Here is a 19595-nt window from a genome sequence, read left to right on the forward strand (position 1 = left end):
CCCGAACTCAGCAGTGAAACGATGCATCGCCGATGGTAGTGTGGGGTTTCCCCATGTGAGAGTAGGTCATCGTCAAGATTAAATTCCGAAACCCCATTTGCGAAAGCAGATGGGGTTTTGTTTTGGGTGCTCGAAAAGTGGGTACGCCTAGGCGGATGAGCTGTTGATTATCTTCAAGGGCAGCTGCCGTATCACCGTACCCGTCGAGAGGGAACTCACTTCAGAGTGCCGTTGGGGAATTCAATGCAAAGTGTTTCTGCATTTTTGGTATGGTGCAGCACATTTCCCAAGGACTGATCTTTCATCGCAGGATGCGGCGTCGACCTTCTTCAACGAGATGCTGTAGAAATGCCTGAACCGATACCGATTAAAGATCACGAAAAAGAAAACCGCCTGGTCAACAAGCGCCTGCTCGCTTGTGCGTTGTTGGTGATAGGCATTACGTGTGCCCTGGTGGGGCGTATGTATTTCCTTCAAGTCGTACAGTTCGACTACCACTCCACGATTTCTGAAAACAACCGCGTCCATGTGCTGCCCATCACTCCGACGCGCGGCCTTATCTATGACCGTAATGGCGTGGTGCTGGCTGATAATCGACCCAGCTACAACCTGACCATCACCCGCGAGCGCACCACTGACCTCAAGGGCGAGCTCGACGCCATCGTCAACTTGCTGCACCTGCCTGTCGAAGACCGAGCACTGTTCGACAAGGCTCTGAAGCAGGCACGCCACCCATTCGTCCCCGTGACGTTGTTTTACGAGTTGACCGAAGAGCAAATTGCATTGCTGGCGGTAAATGAGTTCCGCCTGCCAGGAGTAGATGTAGAGCCGCAATTCGTCCGTCACTACCCGCTGGGCGCGCACTTTGCCCACTCCATCGGTTATGTGGGGCGGATCAATGAGAAAGAATCCAAAGCCCTCGACTCGGTGGAGTACCGTGGCACGCAGTCCATCGGCAAAACCGGTATCGAGCGTTTCTACGAGTCCGAACTGCATGGTCATGTCGGCTACGAAGAGGTTGAGACCAATGCCCAGGGCCGCGTACTCCGTGTGCTCAAGCACACCGACCCGATCCCTGGCAAAAATATCGTCCTGAGCCTCGATGTGAAGCTCCAGGAGGCTGCGGAAGAGGCCCTGGGTGATCGCCGTGGCTCGGTGGTTGCCCTCGATCCGCAAACCGGTGAAGTGCTGGCCATGGTCAGCAAGCCGAGTTTTGACCCGAACCTGTTCGTCACCGGCATCAGTTTCAAGGAATATGCCGCGCTGCACGACTCCATTGACCGGCCGCTGTTCAACCGCGTCCTCCGGGGGCTCTATGCGCCAGGTTCGACCATCAAGCCAGAAGTGGCCATCGCTGGTCTCGACAGCGGTGTCGTCACCCCACAGACCCGTGTATTCGACCCCGGTTACTACCAGCTCCCCGACTTTGACCACAAATACCGCAATTGGAACCACAGTGGTGACGGCTGGGTAGACATGGACGCTGCCATCATGCGTTCCAACGACACTTACTTTTACGACCTGGCTCACAAGCTCGGCATTGACCGCCTGCATGACTACTTGGCTGAGTTCGGCCTGGGTCAGAAAGTCTCCCTGGACATGTTCGAAGAGTCCGCTGGCTTGATGCCATCCCAGGCATGGAAGCGCGCCACACGGCGCCAACCCTGGTTCCCTGGTGAAACCGTGATCCTCGGCATTGGCCAGGGTTACATGCAAGTCACTCCGCTGCAATTGGCCCAGGCCACGGCGTTGATCGCCAACAAAGGCGTGTGGAATCGCCCGCACCTGGCCAAGACGATCAATGGCGAGCCGCCGGTGGACCAGAACCCCATGCCCAACGTCGTCCTCAAGGATCCGCGTGATTGGGAGCAGGTCAATCACGGTATGCAGTTGGTGATGCATGACCCACGAGGTATCGCCCGGGCCGCCGCACAAGGGGCGCAATATCGCATTGCCGGCAAGAGCGGTACCGCGCAAGTGGTTGCGATCAAGCAAGGCGAGCGTTACAACCGCGAGAAGACACTGGAACGCCACCGTGACAACGCGTTGTTCGTTGGCTTCGCTCCGGCCGAACATCCGAAGATCGTGATTTCGGTGATGATCGAAAACGGTGAGGCCGGTGGTCGCGTCGCGGGTCCGGTGGTGCGGCAAATCATGGATGCCTGGCTACTCGACCAGGACGGTCACCTGAAGCCGCAATATGCGACGCCGGCAAAAGCGCCAGGTGACCCCCGCGTTTAAATCATGCCTTCCACTCGTCCCATTGCTCTATGCCTTCATGGGCAAGCCAGGGCACATCATGGGCCGTCCAGATGTGCGAGGTGGGCCTGACGCCCGGATCATCGTCCAGCGTCGCCACCCGCACGATCACATGGGGCTGATGCCCACGTTCTGCTATCAGATGTGAGCCACAGCGCGAGCAGAAATGCCTGAGCTTGCCCGGCGAAGATTCAACGGACGCCAACAGCTCCTCTCCCCGCGTCCAGCGAAAATGTTCGCGCATTACGCCTGCAGTGGCGACAAACGGCGCCGCATGTATTTTGCGGCAGCTTGCGCAGTGGCAGTGGCTGATAGGCATGTCCAACTGGTCCACCTGATAGCGGACACCTTTGCAGAAGCAACTTCCATTCAATGGGTCAGTCATAAACGTATTGCCGGTTCAAGGACGGGGTCATCATGATTGCTTACAACCTGAGGTTGCGCATTATTTGGTGTCGCCTACTGTCAATGGAGGAGGTGACTTATGCACGTATTAGATCGCATTGAGCGAAAAGTTCTGCTGAATGCTTCACGTAAACAGGTCTGGGAAGCGCTCGCCAATGCCGAGCAATTCGGCGATTGGTTTGGTATCGCCCTCAAGGGCAAAGCCTTTGTGGCAGGGGAAACCATAGAGGCGCCGATTACCTACCCAGGTTACGAACACGTGATCTGGAAAGCCAAAATCGAACGCATCCTGCCGCAAACGTTGTTCTCTTTCTGGTGGCACCCCTTCGCGGTAGAAAAGGGCGTCGACTACGACAAGGAAACCCCGACACTGGTTGAATTCACCATTGAGGATCGGGCGCCGGGCATTTTGCTGCGGGTGGTTGAATCCGGTTTCAACGCGGTGCCGGAGGCTCGTCGGCAAAAGGCCTTCAAGATGAACTCCCGTGGCTGGGACGATCAGATGGGCAATATCGAAAACTATTTGAGCAAAGCACGTCGGGCGTGAACTGGAGAAAGGGCACCATTGCGGTGCCCGCTTTCGCCGCCTTTAGAAGTCCACCGCTTGCATGCGCGTTTACCTGCCGCGTTTGCCCAGATGCCGCGTAGAATCAACGCCTGAAAGCTATTCCAGAGGTGCGGTACGGTGGATTTACAGCAGGGTTTTGTCCTGACCCGGCATTGGCGCGACACCCCGGCGGGCACGGAGGTCAGTTTCTGGCTGGCCACAGACCAGGGGCCACGGTTTATCCGCCTACCCGTGCAGACCTCGGTGATGTTTATTCCCGAGGCCCATCGCAAGCCGCTGGATTGGTTGCTCAAAGGCGAACGCGATATCGAATTGCGCCCGCTGCAACTCTGCGATTTCCATCACCGCCCGGTCCTGGGCCTATACACGCGCCAGCACCGCCAGTTGATGGACGTGGAAAAACGCCTGCGCGCCGCCGGTGTCGATGTCTACGAAGCCGATGTGCGCCCGCCGGAACGCTACATGATGGAGCGTTTCATCACCGCTCCGGTCTGGTTCGGGGGTACACCGGATGCCGGCGGTGCCCTGTGCGATGCGCAGATGAAGCCCGCGCCCGACTACCGGCCGCCGCTCAAGCTGGTGTCCCTGGATATCGAGACCACCGCCCAGGGCGACCTCTATTCCATCGCCCTCGAAGGCTGCGGCGAACGCCAGGTGTACATGCTCGGCCCGCCGAACAAGACGGACGCGGTGGATTTCAAGCTCGACTACTGCGACACCCGCGCCCAACTGCTCGAATGCCTCAACCAATGGCTCGCCACCCATGACCCCGATGCAATCATCGGCTGGAATGTGGTGCAGTTCGACCTGCGCGTACTCCACGAACATGCCCAGCGCCTCAACGTGCCGCTGATGCTCGGTCGCGGCGATGAGCCCATGGCCTGGCGCGAACACGGCAGCCGCAACCATTACTTCGCCGCGGCCGCGGGGCGCCTGATTATCGACGGTATCGAAGCCTTGCGTTCGGCCACCTGGAGCTTCGAATCCTTCAGCCTGGAAAACGTCGCGCAAACCCTGCTCGGCGAGGGCAAGGACATCTCCACACCGTATCAACGCATGGACGAAATCAACCGCATGTTCGCCGAGGACAAGCCCGCCCTGGCGCGTTACAACCTCAAGGACTGCGAGCTGGTCACACGGATTTTCGAGAAGACCGAGCTGCTCAAGTTCCTGCTCGAGCGCGCCAGCGTCACCGGGTTGCCGGCCGACCGCAACGGCGGCTCGGTAGCGGCATTTACCCACCTGTACATGCCGCTGATGCACCGCCAGGGCTTCGTCGCGCCGAACCTGGGCGACAAACCGCCCCAGGCCAGCCCCGGCGGGTTTGTCATGGACTCGCGCCCCGGCCTCTACGAATCGGTGCTGGTGCTCGATTACAAAAGCCTCTACCCCTCGATCATCCGCAGCTTCCTGATCGACCCGGTGGGCCTGATCGAAGGCCTCAAGCACCCCGACGACAGCGACTCCGTCGAAGGCTTTCGCGGTGCACGCTTTTCTCGCACCCGGCACTGCCTGCCGGCCATCGTTGCGCGTGTCTCCGAAGGTCGCGAAGAGGCCAAGCGTGAGCACAACGCGCCGCTGTCCCAGGCGCTGAAAATCATCATGAACGCGTTCTACGGCGTACTCGGTTCCAGCGGTTGCCGTTTTTTCGATACACGCCTGGCTTCGTCGATCACGATGCGCGGCCACCAGATCATGCGCCAGACCCGCGAACTGGTTGAAGCCCAGGGGTATGAGGTGATCTACGGCGACACCGACTCCACCTTCGTGTGGCTCGGCAGCGCGCATTCCCAGGACGACGCCAGCCGTATCGGCCAGGCGCTGGTCAAGCACGTCAACACCTGGTGGCGTGAGCACCTGCACAGCGCGTTCGGCCTGCAAAGTGCCCTGGAGCTGCAATACGAAACCCACTTCAGCCGCTTCCTGATGCCGACCATTCGCGGCGCGGAGGAGGGCAGCAAGAAGCGCTACGCCGGCCTGGTGGTACGTGCCGACGGCAGCGAAGAGATGATCTACAAAGGCCTGGAGACCGTACGCAGCGACTGGTCGCCCCTGGCCCGCCGGTTCCAGCAGGAACTCTACCAACGCATCTTCCACCGCCAGCCCCATCAGGACTACATACGCGACTACGTGCGCCGCACCTTGAGCGGCGAGTTCGATGAACTGCTGATCTACCGCAAACGTCTGCGCCGTCAACTGGATGACTACGAGCGCAACGTGCCGCCCCATGTACGCGCGGCGCGCCTGGCCGATGAATACAACGACCGCCTGGGGCGACCGCGCCAGTACCAGCGCGGCGGCTGGATCCGCTACGTGATCAGCGTCAACGGCCCCGAACCGCTGGAAGTACGCCAGGCGCCGATTGATTACGACCACTACGTCACCCGGCAATTGCAACCGGTCGCGGATGCGATACTGCCGTTCGTGAGTGACGATTTCAGCACCCTGGTCGGCGGGCAAATGGGCCTGTTCTAAAATCCTTGATTCATCCAATGGAGGAAAGGCTATGTACACACTCTATGGCATCGACGAATCCGGCTCCTGCATGATCGAAATCGCCCTGCAGCGGTGCGCGGTACCATGGCGACGAGTAGACGCCGCCTCCTGGGCCGACGGCGAGGGCAGCGACGAGCTTGCCCGTATCAACCCGCTCAAACAGGTGCCCACCCTGGTTACCCCCGATGGGCAGGTGCTGACGGAAAGTGCCGCGATCCTGATCCACCTGGGCCTGGCGTTTCCCGATGCGCATCTGCTGGGCGGCGACCGTGACCAGATCATCCGCGGCCTGGTGTACATCGCGGCCAACTGTTATTCGGCGATCGGCATCATCGACTACCCGCAACGCTGGCTGGGCAACGTCGATGAAGTGGTGCAGACGCAATTGACCACCGGCACGCGCCGCTATCTGCACCAGGCCTGGGTGGTGTTTGCCGAACAGTTTGCCGGCCAGCTGTTCGCGCCCGACGGCGCACCGAATGCGCTGGGCATCATGGCGGCGGCGGTGTCGCGCTGGGATGAAGCGCGTGAGGCGTTGACTGCCCTGGCGCCAGGTTTTGCCCAGACCCTGGCGCAGGTGGATGCCGACCCGATCGTGGCGCCTGTCTTTGCCCGCCATTGGCCGGGCTGGAAGGTCTCGTAATGTTTGTGCAATCAAAGGAAACAATGCCGCATGTCGCCGCCAAGTCCTTGCGGAGCGGGCGTCCTGGCCTACGCTTTCTGAACGCGGTGTAGGAATCATCCTTGAATTTGACTGTCGCAGACATGAAACTCAAGAACCCTGCATGGAATTCAAAGGAGGTGCGCATGCTCATCCGGTCGCTGACCCTGGCTACCTTGATGGCTTTTACGGGGCCGCTGTTGGCTGCTGATGATATCAACCCGCTCAAGCAGGACCTGGGCAAAGCCCGGCCACTGGTGGTGGTGGAGCTTGATTCCGGCAACGACACACTGGCGACCCTCAAGAAACAACTGGACGAGCCTGCCACCAAGCAGTCCTTTGAAGAGCGCAGCATGGTGTTCTACACCGTGAAGTTCGGCAGCATCGGTGCCGAAGGGGAGAAGTTCGCCAAGGACCCCAAGGACAACAAGAAGCTCACGCCGCCTGAGACCAATGCGCTGATCCGCGCCCTCAAACTGGGCGCCGGCAGCGGCACCAAAGTGATCCTGGTGGGCAAGGATGGCGAGAAGAAAGTCGAGAAGACCGTGCCGCCGGATAGCCTCGACTTGAAAGAGTTTTTCAGCGCCATCGACCAGATGCCGATGGCCGAGAAAGAAACCGCCGCCGCCCCGGAACCCGAGCCCGTTGCACCGGCTCCGGCCAAGGGCGCCAAGCCGGCGAAACACGCCGGCAAGCCCGCCGCGCAACAACTGGATGACTGAACCTGATACCCGGTAGGAGCACGCTCGCTCCTACCGTTATCCGGCAGCCTTGCGCAGTGGAAATGGAAAGTAGAAAAACCGTAGGAACGCCACCCGCTTGATCACTTCCCCGATCAACAACGGCACCACCACCGCCACCACAAAGCCGATACAGGCCGCGACAAACGCGTGCAGCCCCAGACGCTCCATCAAATCGAATGTCTTGTGCTGGATCTCCCCATGGAAGATCAGCAGGATCAGGGTCGACTGGCCGATGTAGGTCATGACCCGGGTGATCAGGGCCGACGCCATCAGCACCCGCGCCAACGCCCAGCACAGGTACACCCCAATCACCGCCAGCAGGCTGGTCCACAGCCAGTGGTCGTAGCGACGCTGCGCCAGGTCCATGGTGTCACCCCGGTAGAGGAACACCGCCGCGAACAGCACCCCCGACACCAGCAGGGTCAAAAGGGAGCCCGCATGGGTACGCAGCCAGTCGCGCAGCAGGTAGCCGTAGACGAAACACGCGCTGCTGATCAGGGTGATATCCAGGCTGAAGGGCAAGCCGGGCAGCACCCAGGTTTGCCCGCCGAGAGTCACCGGCAGTTGCCAGAACCACGGCAGCATCCAGATGCCGATCAGCAGCGGCACCAGCATCACTGCACAGCTCACCGCCAGCGGCAGGCGCTGGATCAGCCGCAGCACAGCCCAACTGAACAGGATCGCCACCCAGAAGTGCGGCAAAAACCACAGCGCCTGCCACGGGATGGTGGCCACCGAGGCGTACAGCACGCCGCCGATATCCGGCAGCAGCGGTTGGCCGCGCAGCACATCGCGCACGATCACATACACCAGCATGGTGAAGAAAAACGGCTTGAGCAGGCCGTCGGCCTTACGCACCGCCATCTCGACAAACGGCTGTTCAGGTTTGAAAAACACCCCCGACAGAAAGAAGAACAACGGCAGTACGAACGACGCCAGGATCGGGTACATCAAGTCCGGCGACGTGGCGACAAACCAACTGTGGGCGTACACGATCACCAGGATGCCGATGCCCTTGGCGATATCCATTTGAATCCAGCGATTTTTCACCTGAGTGCTCCCGATCGATCATTCATGCCTTGCGCCACGGCTTGAGCCACAGCCCCATGCCGAGCAGCACCACGGCGCCGGCCAGGGTGCTCAGCCCCAGTTGCAGCCACACGCCCTCAATACCAAACAGCATCAGCGCCGCCAGCCCCATCAGCAGTGCACTGAGCAGCCAGTGCCGGGCCCAGGGCACGGCGTCGAGCAAGGCCTGGCGCTGCATCAGCAACAGTGCGGTGCAGAGCACGCCGGCCAGTGCGGCCAAGGGGATACCGGCCAGGCCGAACACCCAGGGCAGCGCTCCCAGCAACACCACGTTGACCAGGCTGCCGAGCAACTCGCAGCGCAGCGGCTCGCGCGTATCGCCGGCGGCGTAGGCATAGCGCGCGAGCAAGGCGTTCCAGGCGCCGAACACCAACGGCACGGCAAACCAGGCCAGCAGCAGCGGCAACGGCGAATCCGCCGATTGCCTGGGCAGCAGCAATGCCACCAGGCTCGGGGCTGCCGCCACCAGGCCGACACCGGCAGGGAGGGTCAACACGCTGGCGGTTTCCAGGCCGCGCTTGAGCAGGGCCAGGCGCTCATCGCCCTGACGGCGGCTCATCATGCCCAGCAGTACCTGGTTGAGACTCATCAGTGCAATCAGCGGCAGGTTCATCAGCTTGCGCGCCAGGTTGACCCAGGTCACCGCGCCTTCGCCCAGCAGCGATGCCACCAGCCGCTCGATCAGCGCCAACCCCTGGCTGGCGCCATTGCTCAGCAACAGCGGTCCGATGCGCTGGCCCAGCTCCCGCAAGGGTGCGACGCTCAGTTGCCAGCGCCATGGCCGCCAGCCTTGGCGCCACACCGACGGCAACAGCGCCAGCGGCATCAACAGGCTGCCGGCCAGGCAGGCCAGGGCCAGCGCGTGCGGTTGGCTGGTGGTGCCGGCGAGGGCGAGGTACGTCACCGGCGGCAGGTTGAACAGCAACGAGCCCAGCCCCGCGAGGACAAAACGTTCACCGGCCTGCAAGGGAATGCTGAACAGCCCATGCAACATCAAGCCCGGCACACACCAGGCGAGGATCTGCAGGTTGCTGCTGGCCAAGACTGTGGCGGTGTCGGCCAACCCCGGGCCGAGCACTTGCACCAGCCACGGTGCCAACAGCGTCAGCAGCAGGCTGATGACCAGCGCGATCAGCAGCAACGCCGGGAACAGCACCGCCAGCCACTCCAGGCGTTCGCCATGCTTGCGTTGCAGGTACAACGGCAGCGCGGCGGCGCTCAGCACACCGCCGGCCAACGACATGCGCAGCGCTTCCGGCAAAAACAGCGCGATCAGGAAGGCATCGCTGCGCTCTCCGGCGCCCCAGGCCGCCACCAGCAACCATTCACGGGCAAATCCCAGGCACAGGCCCACCAGGGTCGCCAGGGTCAGCCAGGCGGCGGAGCCGAGCATCAGGGCCGTGCCCCATCAGGCAGGTGTTTGCGGTAGGCCACGGTCTTCACCTGCGGCAGCCGCGCCGGAAACAACCGCCGCGCCTCCAGCACATTGATGCCCACCATCAGCCAGAACAACGCCACCATCACCACCGCAAAACTGAAGTAGTGGTCGAACAGGCCGCTGACCAGCGCCGACAGAATCCCGCCGGTGGTGCCCAGCCACAGGGCATTGTCCTTGGTCAGGCGGATCGGGCCTTTTTGCGGACGCGCCTCGCGCCACCAGCGCACGGTCACCGCCACAAAGAACAGCATGCCGACGATGCCGGTCTTGTAGATGAAGTTCAGCCACAGGTTGGAGATCCCCAACAGGTGGGTGCCCGGTACCGGCGGGTCAACCTTGAAGCCGATCCCGAACGGATAAGACACCACCGCCTGCGGGAACATGCGGTACTCGTCGAACCGCACTTCGGTACTGGCGTTGTCCGACGAGAAAATCGTCGCCAGGCGTTCCTGCAACGGTGGGTAGGCCATTACCAGTGCCACGGTCAGCGCCGCGCCGATCATCAGCAGGCGCCCGGTGTAGGGCACGCGGCGCGTAGCCATCCACACCAGCACCAACGCCAGGCTGACCATCGCGCCACGGCTGCTGGCCAACAGTAACGCCGCCGCGCCCAGGCAGGCGACGCCCAGGCCCAGCGCACGTTTCCAGCCCTGTTCGGTCACGCCGAAGCAGAAGGCCAGGGGCAGCAGCAATGCCATGATCCCGCCGATGGCATTCGGGTGCATCCACGGCGAACCCATGCGCGAAGACATGGCCTCCAGGCCGAATTTCAACATGTCGAAGTTGCCGTAGTTGAACAACGCCAGAATCGGCGCAATGCCGGCCCCGGAGCGCGTGCGCACGAACACCGCAATCGACAGCACCAGCATCGCCAGGCTGCCCAGCAACAGGGCGATCACCAAGGATTCACGCTGCTTGCGGTCCACCAGCAATCTGGCGCAGAGGAACACCGCCGACAGGCTCAGCAACCAGCGCAGCCAGTTGGCCACGCCGCTGCTGTCGGCGTGGACGGTGACCTGGCCGACGATAAACGGGAACACGCTGAACAGCATCAGCCATAGCAGCATCTGGTCGGTGGGGCGGCGGGTCAGGCTGGGCGTATCGGGCAGGCGGGCCAGGAAGTTGTGCCACAGCACCGCGCCCCAGGTCAGGGCCAGGATCGCTTCGCTGACGGTGCTGCGGATCCCCAGGTTGATAGTCGAGTACGGCATGAACGTGGCGATCATGGCGAACAACAACAGCCCCCACAACGGAAAGCGCAGGATGGTCACTGCCCCCGCCAGGCCGACCACGGCCAGGAACGCCTTGGCCGGCGACAGCAACAGGGCGAGGGCGCCAAACAGCAGGCCGAAGAGGATCGCGACGAGGCTTGCCAGGTTCACTCTCACTGAAGTTCCTCGATCAGTTCGGCCAGGCGTTGGCGATAAGCATGATGGTTGAAACGTTGCGCCCACAGGCGCCGTTGCTCGGCGCAGTCTTCATCCGGCCGCGCGCCCAGGCTGAGCATCAATTGCACCAGCGCCGGGCCATCGGTGGGCGAAAACCGCGGGGCCGACGGCGGGGTGATTTCATCCAGCGAAGTGCCGCTGGCCACCGCCACCGGCGTACCGACGCTCAGGGCCTCGATCACCGGCAGGCCAAAGCCTTCGGCATAGGACGGCTGCCACAGGCGTGACGCCTGGCGGTACAGCCCCTGCAACTCGGCGTCCGACACGCCACTCAGGGCGCGAATCCCCGGCAATGTGCGCTGGGCTTCGGGCAAGTGTTCCAAACTGCCCACCAGCACCAACTCCGGCACCGAAGGGGATTGGCGCCGCGCCTGCTGCCAGGCGTCCACCAAAAACGGCACGTTCTTGCGCAACTCGCGGGTGCCCACCAGCAGCCAGTAGCGCTCGGGCAATTGATGCCGGCTCAGGTCCGCCACCAGCCCGGCAAAGCCATCGACCTGATTGGGCAGCACACGAATCTTGCCCACCGCCTTGGGAAACAGCCGTGCGGTTTCATCGGCGCTGTATTGCGACGGCGTCCACACGCGGTCGGCGCTGTGCACCGCGTAGGTAATCGACAGGCGATCGCTGGTCTTGTAGATCAGCGCCTTCAAGCGGTTGGCATGGTAGTTGTCCAGGGTGATCTGGAACAGGTCATGCAGCAGCACCACCGTGCGCAAACCCTTCGGCTTGGGCGGCAACGGCAGGCCCATGTTGAAGGTGCTGATGTACAGGTCGATACGCTCCTCGCGCAAGGCACGCGGCAGAAAACCGGACTCAAAGCGCAGACGATTCTGCGGCTGGTGCATGGCGGTCTTGGCACAGCCCCACGCCGGGCAGTGGGCCTGCAGGCGCGTTTCATCGCCCAGTGGCGCCACGGTAAACCGTTCAAGCTCAATGCCCGGCAAGGTGTGCAGGGCGCTTTCCAGTGCATACACCTGGCGGCTGATGCCCGATTGCGGCGAGGTGCCGACGGTGCGGTAATCCAGGCCTATACGCATGCGGGCTCCCTCTGGCTCAGCGGCACGAGGGTGGCGTACACCTGCTCCAATTGGCTGGCGGCGACGCTCCAGTCATGGGCGCGGCGTACGTAGGCGCGGCCCGCCTCACCCATGGGCGCGGCGGCTTCAGGGCATTGCAGCAGGCGCACCACGGCATCGGCCAGGTCGTCGGCGCTTTGCCCACCGAGGTAGTCGAGGCCTTCCACCAGGTCCAGCCCCGACACGCCTTGTTCGGTGCTGGCCAGCGGCAGGCCGGCGGCCAGGGCTTCGAGCACCTTGAGCTTGGAGCCGCCGCCGTGGCGCAACGGGGCCAGGAACACCGAACAGCTCGATTGCAGGTCCAGCAGGTCGGGTACGAAGCCTTGCCACTCGATACGCGGGTCTTTCCAGCGCTCGCGCCAGCTGCCGGGCATGCCGAAGCCGCACACGCTCATGCGCGCATCCGCACAGCGCGCCCAGACCTTGGGCAGGATTTCATCCAGGGCCCATTCGATGGCGTCCACGTTCGGCGCGTATTCATAGTTGCCGAGGAACAGCACGCGGCGTGTCGACGGGTCGGGATGGGCGGCGGCGAAGTGATCGCAGTCCACGCCATTGACCACCACCGGCACGGGTTTTCCGGCGATTTTCTCCAGGGTGTGCGCATCGCTTTGAGTGACCGCCACCACCTGCGCGGCCTGGCGCATCACCCGGCGTTCCCAGCGGGCATAGCGCCATTGATCGTAGCGAATGAACGGCAGCGACCAACGCGGCAAGCGGTCGTAGGTGGCCGCGCCCAGGGCCGATTCCACATTGTGTTCGGTCAGCACAAAGGGCTGTGATTTACGCGCCAGCGCATCCTCGTAAGGCTGGAAACTGTAGCTGTGCTCGATCTGCACCACGTCCCACTGCTCACCCAGCAACCAGTTGAAGGTGTCCTGCAACTCGCCCGCCAGCCCATTCACGCTGGCCAGCAGCGGGTAGGGGGCAAACAGCCCCGCCACCAGGGTCTTGAGGCTGCGCAACGGGCGGCGCGGCAGGATGATCAACTGTTCGACAAACGCTTCCAGCACCTGGCGGTCGGCAGGGGACACCGGATGCTTGTCATGCAGCAGCAAGGTGATCCGATGCCCCCGCGCCGCCAGGCTGCGCAGCAGGTGGAACTGGCGCGTCTTGCCGCCGCTGGTGGCGGGCCAGGGCGAGTAGGGCAGGATCCATAAAATGCGCATGGCGGGCCTCACTCCCATAACAGAATTTGCAGGTTCGGCTTGACCCTGACGGTCAGCCCGTGGGTGCCGCTCACCGGGGTTTGCGTACCGCGCAGCGGGTCATACAGGGTGGCGCTGGCCAGGTTGGGCAGGTGTGCGTTGCCGCCCCCGGCCGCCCAGAAGAACCATAGCTTGCGCCCGTCGGCGCGGGTCCAGCCGATGCTGAACAGGCCGTCGGGCAACTGGTCGGCGCTGGGCGGATCGCCGGGGGTGAGCGTCGGACCGCTGACGTCGAGGAAATTTTTCAGCGCGGTGTAGACCGGCTTGGGGTTGGCGTCGATGTCGAGCAAGCCGTAAGACTGGTCCCGCACACTGGCGCGCTGGTCCAGATCACTGAGGGTAAACAGGAAGATCCGGTCGTAATCCAGCGCACTCATCAGCGCCAGGCGGCGCACCACGTAATCGGCCTGGGCCTGTGGGGTGATGATGTCCTGGGCGTCTTTGGGACCGGTGTAGGTCGACCAGCCCCATTCGGTGCTCCACAGGGTCTGCACGCCGCCGCTGCGCAGGGCCTGGTTGAGCGTGGTGGTCCTGGCGATAAAGTCCAGGTTGGCCGGGTCGTTGCCTTCGGGCAATTGGGTATAGGGGTGGTACGAGACGACGGTATTGAGGCTGGCCACGCCCAGGGCGCCGAGGGCATCGAACATGCTCTGGCCGTTGGGCATTTCGCTGAAGAATGCCATGCCGGCGGCCACCACCGGTTTGCTCGGGTTCATTGCGCGCAACGCGGCGGCGGTGGTGGTCAGCAGTGCGGCGTAGCCGGCCGGGTCGGCCACCGGGCGCCAGAAGCCCAGCAGGTTCGGTTCGTTCCACACCTGCCAGGCGTCGACACTGGGGTAGCGCTGGGCCAACAGCGCCATGCGGTTGGCGAACACGTTAGGATCTTTTGGCGGGTACTGGTCCTGATACGGCGCCCCCACCGGCGCAGTGGTGGCGAACGGCGCCGACCCGACCAGGTAGAACACCGACTTGAGCTGGTTGTCCTGTAGTTTGCCCACCAACTGATCCAGCGTCGCAACCTGGTACTGCCCTTCGACCGGCTCCAGCTGGTCCCAATGCAAATCCAGGCGTACCCACTCCAGGCCCAGCGCCTTGAGACGGTCGATCTGCTTCTGATAGCGCTCAGGGGCGAACCACAGGAACTGCGCGTTCACCCCGAGGAAATCCTTCCACACCACGGTTTTGTTGCCCTTGAGCACATGGCTCTCGGCATCGGCCTGGCGCCCCCACAAAAACGCGGTCAGGCCCAGGGCGGCGACCACAACCAGGGTGGCGACGTAGGTGCGTTTACGCGCCATGGTGGCTGCCCTCGATGGCTTGCTCAAACAGTGCCTTGAACTTTTGCGCGGTCAACGGCCATAAGCGCTCGCGGCCGATTTCGCCGGCGCGTTCGGCCCAGTCCCGGGCCAGCAGCGGCGTGCGCGCCAGGCGCAGCAGTTGCGCGCTGAGGGCATCCACATCGCCTTCGGGGTAGAGGGCACCGTTGCCGCTGGCGACTTCCTCGGCAAACGCGCGAGCGTCGGAGGTAATCGCCCCACGCCCGCAGGCGGCAGCCCAGGACAGCGCGCCACTGGTCCCGCGTTGGCGCCCGAGCAGGCCGAGTTTTTTCGATTCGCGATAGGGCAGTACCATCACATGGTGGGCCTGGATGGTCTGGGCAATCTCGTCGGCCGGCAGGTTCAGCTGCCAGTCGATGGCATCCGCCAGGCCGAGTTCGGCGATCTGGCGGTTCAACTGCTCCAGGTAGTTGCCGCCTGCGCCAAACGCCATTTCGGCGGCGGTGCCACCGGCCAGGGTCAGGCGCACACGCTCACGCAATTCGGGGGCCTGCTTGAATACGCCGGCCAGGGCCTCTAACAGGTCTTCGATGCCTTTACCCCGGTAGATAAACCCGAAGTACAGCAGGCGCAGCGTATCCAGGGGCGGTAACGGCGCCGATGGAATCGCCAGGTTGGCATGGTTGATCACCGCGACTTTCCCCGCCGGCAGTTGCATGCGTTGGCCCAGGCACTCGGCGCCCAGGCGGGTGAGGGTGATCAAGCGGGTCAAGCCGGCGGCGACCTGACGCTCTTCACGCAAGGTCAGCGGATCGGCCAGCACCACTGCGGCCTGTGGCATCGGGCTGGGCAAGCGCTCCAGCAGGTTCAACGGGAATGGCAAGCGCTCACGCCGCCAGACGATGCGTTCCGGATCGTGCACCGTGGCGGTCAAGGGCAGTGCCGGGTAGGCCTTGCGCAATTCGCGCAGGGCCAGGAATTCCCCCAGCCGTCCACCGCCCAGCTCGGCGTGGACCAGGTCCACGCTGTGCCAGTCGAACCCACCGATGGCCTGTTTGATCGCATCGCTGTTGCCCGCCACCCCGGCCAACGGCGTCAGCACCGTCACCTCCAGTTGTTCCAGTGCCCTGCGGAAATGGTTCGCGTAGTCGGCGATGCCATTTTTCTCCGGCGGCAACGGGGCGAGCAGGGCGACGCGCATCAGAATGCCCCTCGGTACTTGGCGATGGTTTTCAGCACCTTGGCCGGCACTTCGAATTTGCGCCGGTTGATGATGATGCCGTCGACCTTGCCGAACGCGGTGTTGAGGATCGACAGCGCGTGCTCCACCACCGGCACCGTGCTCTTCTGCGCTTCCACCACCAGCCCGATCAGGTCGGCCCGACGCAGGTTGATAAACGCATCGCGGTTATCCAGCAGCGCCGAGGCGTCCAGCAGCACCACTTCACCTGGCGCCGCCGGTTCGGCGCCGCCCACACGCACGTTGATACCGTTTTCCTGCAGCAACTGACGCAGTTGTTCCACCACAAAGGTCACCCCTTCGCCGTGACGTGCCGAGGTCAGCCCCAGGGTCAGGCCCTGCTCGGCGATGCGCTCCAACTGCAGCAACCCGTACAGCCGGTAGATGCTCGCATTGAACGCGTTGGTGCTTTGGGCGGTGCTGGTGTCCAGCTCGGGCAAGGTGGTCCACAGCGGCAGGCCGAACTTGCGTTCCGCCAGGCCGCCATCGTGGATGCGCTGGTCGAGCAGGTAGCACAGGTAGATCACCAGCAGGCCGACGACGACGGCGAATGGGACCGCCAGCACCAGCATCACCAGGGTTTTGGGGAAGATGCGGCCGGGGTTCAGGGTGGCCTCTTCGATCACCGCGATGTTGCTGATCTGGCTGTTATCCAGTTCACGGTCGATGCGTGATTTCTCCAGGTTGTCCACATACAACGCGTAGTTGCGTTCGGCGGCGCCCAGCTCCCGGGCGAGGCGTGTCAGTTCCGGTTCGATCTCCAGGGCTTGCTTGCGCTGGGCTTCGAGGTTGGCCAGTTGTTTCTGTTGTTGAGTCAGTTGGGTACGCAGCGCGAGGTTGTTGCTCGACTCATCCAGCAGTACTCGCTGCAAGTGGATTTCCAGGGTATTGGGCGCGCGGTTTTCCGAGCTTTGCACGGTGTTGCTTTCACTCGCGACATGGGCCTGCATTGCGCGGATCGACGCATCCAGGGCTTTGACCGGCGGCGCGTTGTCCGTGTAGGTGCGCATCATGTCGGCCTTTTCCAGCAGCTTCTGGTTCAGCAGGCGGCGCAGGTCCTGCTGCTGGGGGTTCAGTGCGATCTGGCGCACCGTGGTGACTTCCTTGGGCTGGCTCTTGAGCTGGGTGCGGGTGCTCTGTATGGCGCTGTCGGAGGAGGCGATCAGGCGCGTGGTGTTGAACGTTTCGCCCCGCAGTACGTTGATGCGCTCGGACAAGTCTTCCAGGCGATCAGTGATGCTCGCCGCGCCGATCTGGTTCAGGTGCGTGAGGATCTGCTGCTTGTAGCTCTGGATCTCGGTGGCGCTGGTGGCGACCTGGCCTTCATAGAAGACGTACAGGCTCTTGCGCCCCAGGGCCTGGGTGCGTTCGTTGACATAGGTCTCGACCCAATCCTTGACCACCGCCTGGGCTATCTCCGGGTCGCCCCAGGTAAAGTTGATGTCCATCACCGTGGAGCCGGCCGCGTGGCTCACCTCGAAGTTCTTTTCCAGGCCCGCCGCCAGGCGCTCCACCGGTGTGGTTTTTTCCACCACGCCGACAGTTTCCAGTACCACGCGGATGCCATCGAACACCGCGCCTATGCCACTCTTGACGTAGTACTTGGTGCGCTTCCAGAAGCCTTCCGGTGGCGGTGCGTTACTGATCACCTCCAGGTAGTGCTCGGCCACCGCCCGCACAATCGGGCGCCCGGTGAGCAGGCGCTCTTCGTCGACAATCGGGTCGCGCTGGGTGCTGGGCATCACCAGCGCCTGGCGGTTGCTGATCTCGATGGGCAAGGTCGAATCACGCCCCGGCTTGACCAGCAGGCGCGCCGTGGATTCGTACTTGGCCGGCAGCAGGAAAGCCCCCAGCAGAATGATCACCAGTGCCGCAATGGCGGCCAGTTTGAACTCGTGGCGGAAGATGAAGAACAGGCGTAGCAGATCACGAAAAGAACGGATCTCGATCATGGGATGTCGCTCCTTTAATTACTGCCGCCGCTGGTTCGCGTGTAGTTGTAGCCGACCCCGATGGACTTGGTGAACGGGATCAGTTGGTTCATGTAGGTGTCCACGCCCTGGATGCGCTCGCCGACGTTGGACTTGGGCACGAACACCACGTCGCCGCGTTGCAGGCGTACCGGCTTGCGTCCGTTGGCGCCGGTCTTGAGGAGCTGGCTGAAGTCCAGGAAGTAAGCACGATAGGCGCCCTGGGCATCTTCGCGCAGCAGCGCGACCATGCTCGCGTTGCCCGCCGGGCTGACCCCGCCGGCGCCGACAATCGCCTGCTCCAGGGTGTTGGCCGTGGCGATCTGCACCGCCGTGGGGTTATTCACCGCACCGCCGACGATCACCGAGTTGCTCGGTGCCTGGTTGATGTTCACCGTCACCCGGGGTTCGCGGTAGGTCGCCGCGAGCTCGTGGGTCAGTTGGGTGGCCAGCTCCGATGGCTGGCGCCCGGCAACCTGGATCGGCCCCAGGAACGGGTAGTTGATCTTGCCGTCGGTCTGCACCGTGTACAGCGTCAGCTCGTAGATGGTGCTGACGTTGAACGCCGACAGCGTCGGCATCTCGCCGGCATCGCGGACGATGCGCAACTGGTCGCCGATACGGATGCGTTCCACCGCCGGTGGCAGCTGGGCCAGTTGGTCGAGGGCGCGCTTGCCGTCCTCGACGGTCTTGCTGTCCGGTGGCTCGATACGCGCCGGGGTGTTGCAGGCGGCCAGGGCCAGCATGGCCAGGGCGAGCACGCTTCGCTTCATCAAGGGGGACTTCCTGTGGGTCATGCTGCTCACCTCCAATAACCGGGAAACATGCTGATGCGCCGCTTGAGGGCGAGCGGCAGGCGGCGTTCAAGATGGCCCAGGCGGTAACCGAGCAGTTTGAACGCACTGCGCACCAGCACCTCGGGCGCGCGGTGCAAGGCGCCGGCTTTGCGCAGCGCCGCGAGTTCGGCCAGCACATAGCGTTTGCCCTCGCCACCCGCGTCGCCAAAGGCCTGCTTGATCCACGGCTCGCGGCCGTAGAACACGCCAATGTCGAAGTAGCGGTGAAACTCGTCCATGAGTTTGTAATCGTGGGAGTGATGCACCAGCGCGGTGGCGGCATAGCGCACCTTGTAGCCGTCGAGCAGCATGCGTGCGGCCACAAAGGCGTCTTCGCTGCCGATCACGTCGGCAGGGAAGCCACCAACGGCCTGCAACACACTGCGCCGGTACACCGAAAACGAGTCGGAGCTGAAGCAGGTCTTGATCCCAAGCTCCGGTGCATCGGCCAGGCTTTTGCTGCGGCTGTGTTCCGGGTAGTTGAAGTGCCGCGATTGCGCGCCCAGCAAGCCCGCATCGGGGTGGGGCAATTGCCGCCCGTAGGCGACGCCGTTGAGCGGGTCATGCTGCAATTCATCGAGCAGGTTGGCAAAGGTCTCGGGCGTTGCCGGGATGGCGTCCTGGGTCATCACGATCAGCGCGTCGCCACCCACCTGTTCGCTGGCCCAGCGGCGGGTGCCGCCGTGGTTGAAGTCACGGGCGTCGATCACCTCGACCCGCGCGCCGAACGCTCGAAAGCGCGCCACGGTGTCATCGCTGGAGGCGCTGTCCACCACCAGCATCTCGTCAGGTTGCAGGGTTTGCATCTTCAGCGCAGGCAGCAGGCGTGCCAGGTGGCTGGAGGCGTTACGGGTGGGGATGATCAATGAAGTACGCAT

Annotated in this window: 16 protein-coding genes; 5 read left to right on the forward strand and 11 right to left on the reverse strand. The window is 63.2% G+C overall.

Going from position 1 to position 19595, the window contains the following annotated elements:
- Positions 1-348 precede the first annotated feature (348 nt).
- A complete protein-coding gene (gene mrdA / locus J1N02_RS24295) occupies positions 349-2241 on the forward strand; it encodes a penicillin-binding protein 2 (protein WP_027603090.1) in 1893 nt (630 codons plus the stop codon).
- A gap of 1 nt (position 2242) precedes the next feature.
- Here mrdA and J1N02_RS24300 read toward each other — a convergent pair whose 3' ends face one another.
- Positions 2243-2644: a GFA family protein gene (locus J1N02_RS24300; protein ID WP_043293198.1), complete on the reverse strand. Its 402-nt coding sequence runs from the start codon at positions 2642-2644 to the stop codon at positions 2243-2245.
- A gap of 99 nt (positions 2645-2743) precedes the next feature.
- Between J1N02_RS24300 and J1N02_RS24305 the strand changes: the two genes are divergently transcribed.
- From J1N02_RS24305 to J1N02_RS24320, 4 genes are all read left to right on the forward strand, one after another.
- A complete protein-coding gene (locus J1N02_RS24305) occupies positions 2744-3211 on the forward strand; it encodes an SRPBCC family protein (protein WP_027603091.1) in 468 nt (155 codons plus the stop codon).
- 138 nt (positions 3212-3349) lie between these two features.
- Positions 3350-5707 (forward strand): DNA polymerase II, encoded by a 2358-nt coding sequence (locus J1N02_RS24310; protein ID WP_027603092.1) that lies wholly within the window; start codon positions 3350-3352, stop codon positions 5705-5707.
- A 31-nt stretch (positions 5708-5738) separates the two neighbouring features.
- Positions 5739-6371, forward strand: coding sequence for a glutathione S-transferase N-terminal domain-containing protein (locus tag J1N02_RS24315; protein ID WP_027603093.1), 633 nt, complete (start codon positions 5739-5741; stop codon positions 6369-6371).
- Between the two features lie 164 nt (positions 6372-6535).
- The gene (locus J1N02_RS24320) at positions 6536-7111 is read left to right on the forward strand and encodes a DUF4174 domain-containing protein (protein WP_027603094.1); all 576 of its coding nucleotides are present in this window, start codon (positions 6536-6538) and stop codon (positions 7109-7111) included.
- 36 nt (positions 7112-7147) lie between these two features.
- Here J1N02_RS24320 and J1N02_RS24325 read toward each other — a convergent pair whose 3' ends face one another.
- From J1N02_RS24325 to J1N02_RS24370, 10 genes are read right to left on the reverse strand one after another with little or no spacing between them, the layout of a single operon-like run.
- Entirely contained in the window at positions 7148-8182 is a 1035-nt protein-coding gene (locus J1N02_RS24325) for an acyltransferase family protein (protein ID WP_108574800.1), read from the reverse strand.
- A gap of 22 nt (positions 8183-8204) precedes the next feature.
- Positions 8205-9614, reverse strand: a complete 1410-nt coding sequence (locus tag J1N02_RS24330) for a lipid II flippase MurJ (RefSeq protein ID WP_092359577.1) — start codon at positions 9612-9614, stop codon at positions 8205-8207.
- Positions 9614-11041 carry an O-antigen ligase family protein gene (locus J1N02_RS24335; protein ID WP_027603097.1) on the reverse strand — a complete coding sequence of 476 codons (1428 nt, stop codon included), beginning with the start codon at positions 11039-11041 and terminating at the stop codon, positions 9614-9616. Before J1N02_RS24335 ends, J1N02_RS24330 begins: the two co-directional genes overlap by 1 nt.
- A 2-nt stretch (positions 11042-11043) precedes the next feature.
- On the reverse strand, positions 11044-12147 hold the full coding sequence (locus tag J1N02_RS24340) for a glycosyltransferase family 4 protein (RefSeq protein ID WP_098479967.1): 1104 nt from the start codon (positions 12145-12147) through the stop codon (positions 11044-11046).
- On the reverse strand, positions 12138-13355 hold the full coding sequence (locus J1N02_RS24345; protein WP_108574799.1) for a glycosyltransferase family 4 protein: 1218 nt from the start codon (positions 13353-13355) through the stop codon (positions 12138-12140). The genes J1N02_RS24340 and J1N02_RS24345 overlap by 10 nt, the downstream gene beginning before the upstream one ends.
- 8 nt (positions 13356-13363) lie before the next feature.
- Complete coding sequence (locus J1N02_RS24350) at positions 13364-14692, reverse strand: GH39 family glycosyl hydrolase (protein ID WP_092359582.1); 1329 nt, start codon at positions 14690-14692, stop codon at positions 13364-13366.
- Positions 14682-15872 (reverse strand): glycosyltransferase, encoded by a 1191-nt coding sequence (locus J1N02_RS24355; protein WP_421147911.1) that lies wholly within the window; start codon positions 15870-15872, stop codon positions 14682-14684. The genes J1N02_RS24350 and J1N02_RS24355 overlap by 11 nt, the downstream gene beginning before the upstream one ends.
- A complete protein-coding gene (locus J1N02_RS24360; protein ID WP_421147912.1) occupies positions 15872-17863 on the reverse strand; it encodes a GumC family protein in 1992 nt (663 codons plus the stop codon). The genes J1N02_RS24355 and J1N02_RS24360 overlap by 1 nt, the downstream gene beginning before the upstream one ends.
- Before the next feature lie 14 nt (positions 17864-17877).
- Positions 17878-18654 carry a polysaccharide biosynthesis/export family protein gene (locus tag J1N02_RS24365; protein WP_027603103.1) on the reverse strand — a complete coding sequence of 259 codons (777 nt, stop codon included), beginning with the start codon at positions 18652-18654 and terminating at the stop codon, positions 17878-17880.
- A gap of 29 nt (positions 18655-18683) precedes the next feature.
- Positions 18684-19595, reverse strand: a complete 912-nt coding sequence (locus J1N02_RS24370) for a glycosyltransferase family 2 protein (protein WP_169899749.1) — start codon at positions 19593-19595, stop codon at positions 18684-18686.

It is taken from the genome of Pseudomonas sp. NFX5, from assembly GCF_049132125.1.
Taxonomy (GTDB): domain Bacteria; phylum Pseudomonadota; class Gammaproteobacteria; order Pseudomonadales; family Pseudomonadaceae; genus Aquipseudomonas; species Aquipseudomonas marginalis.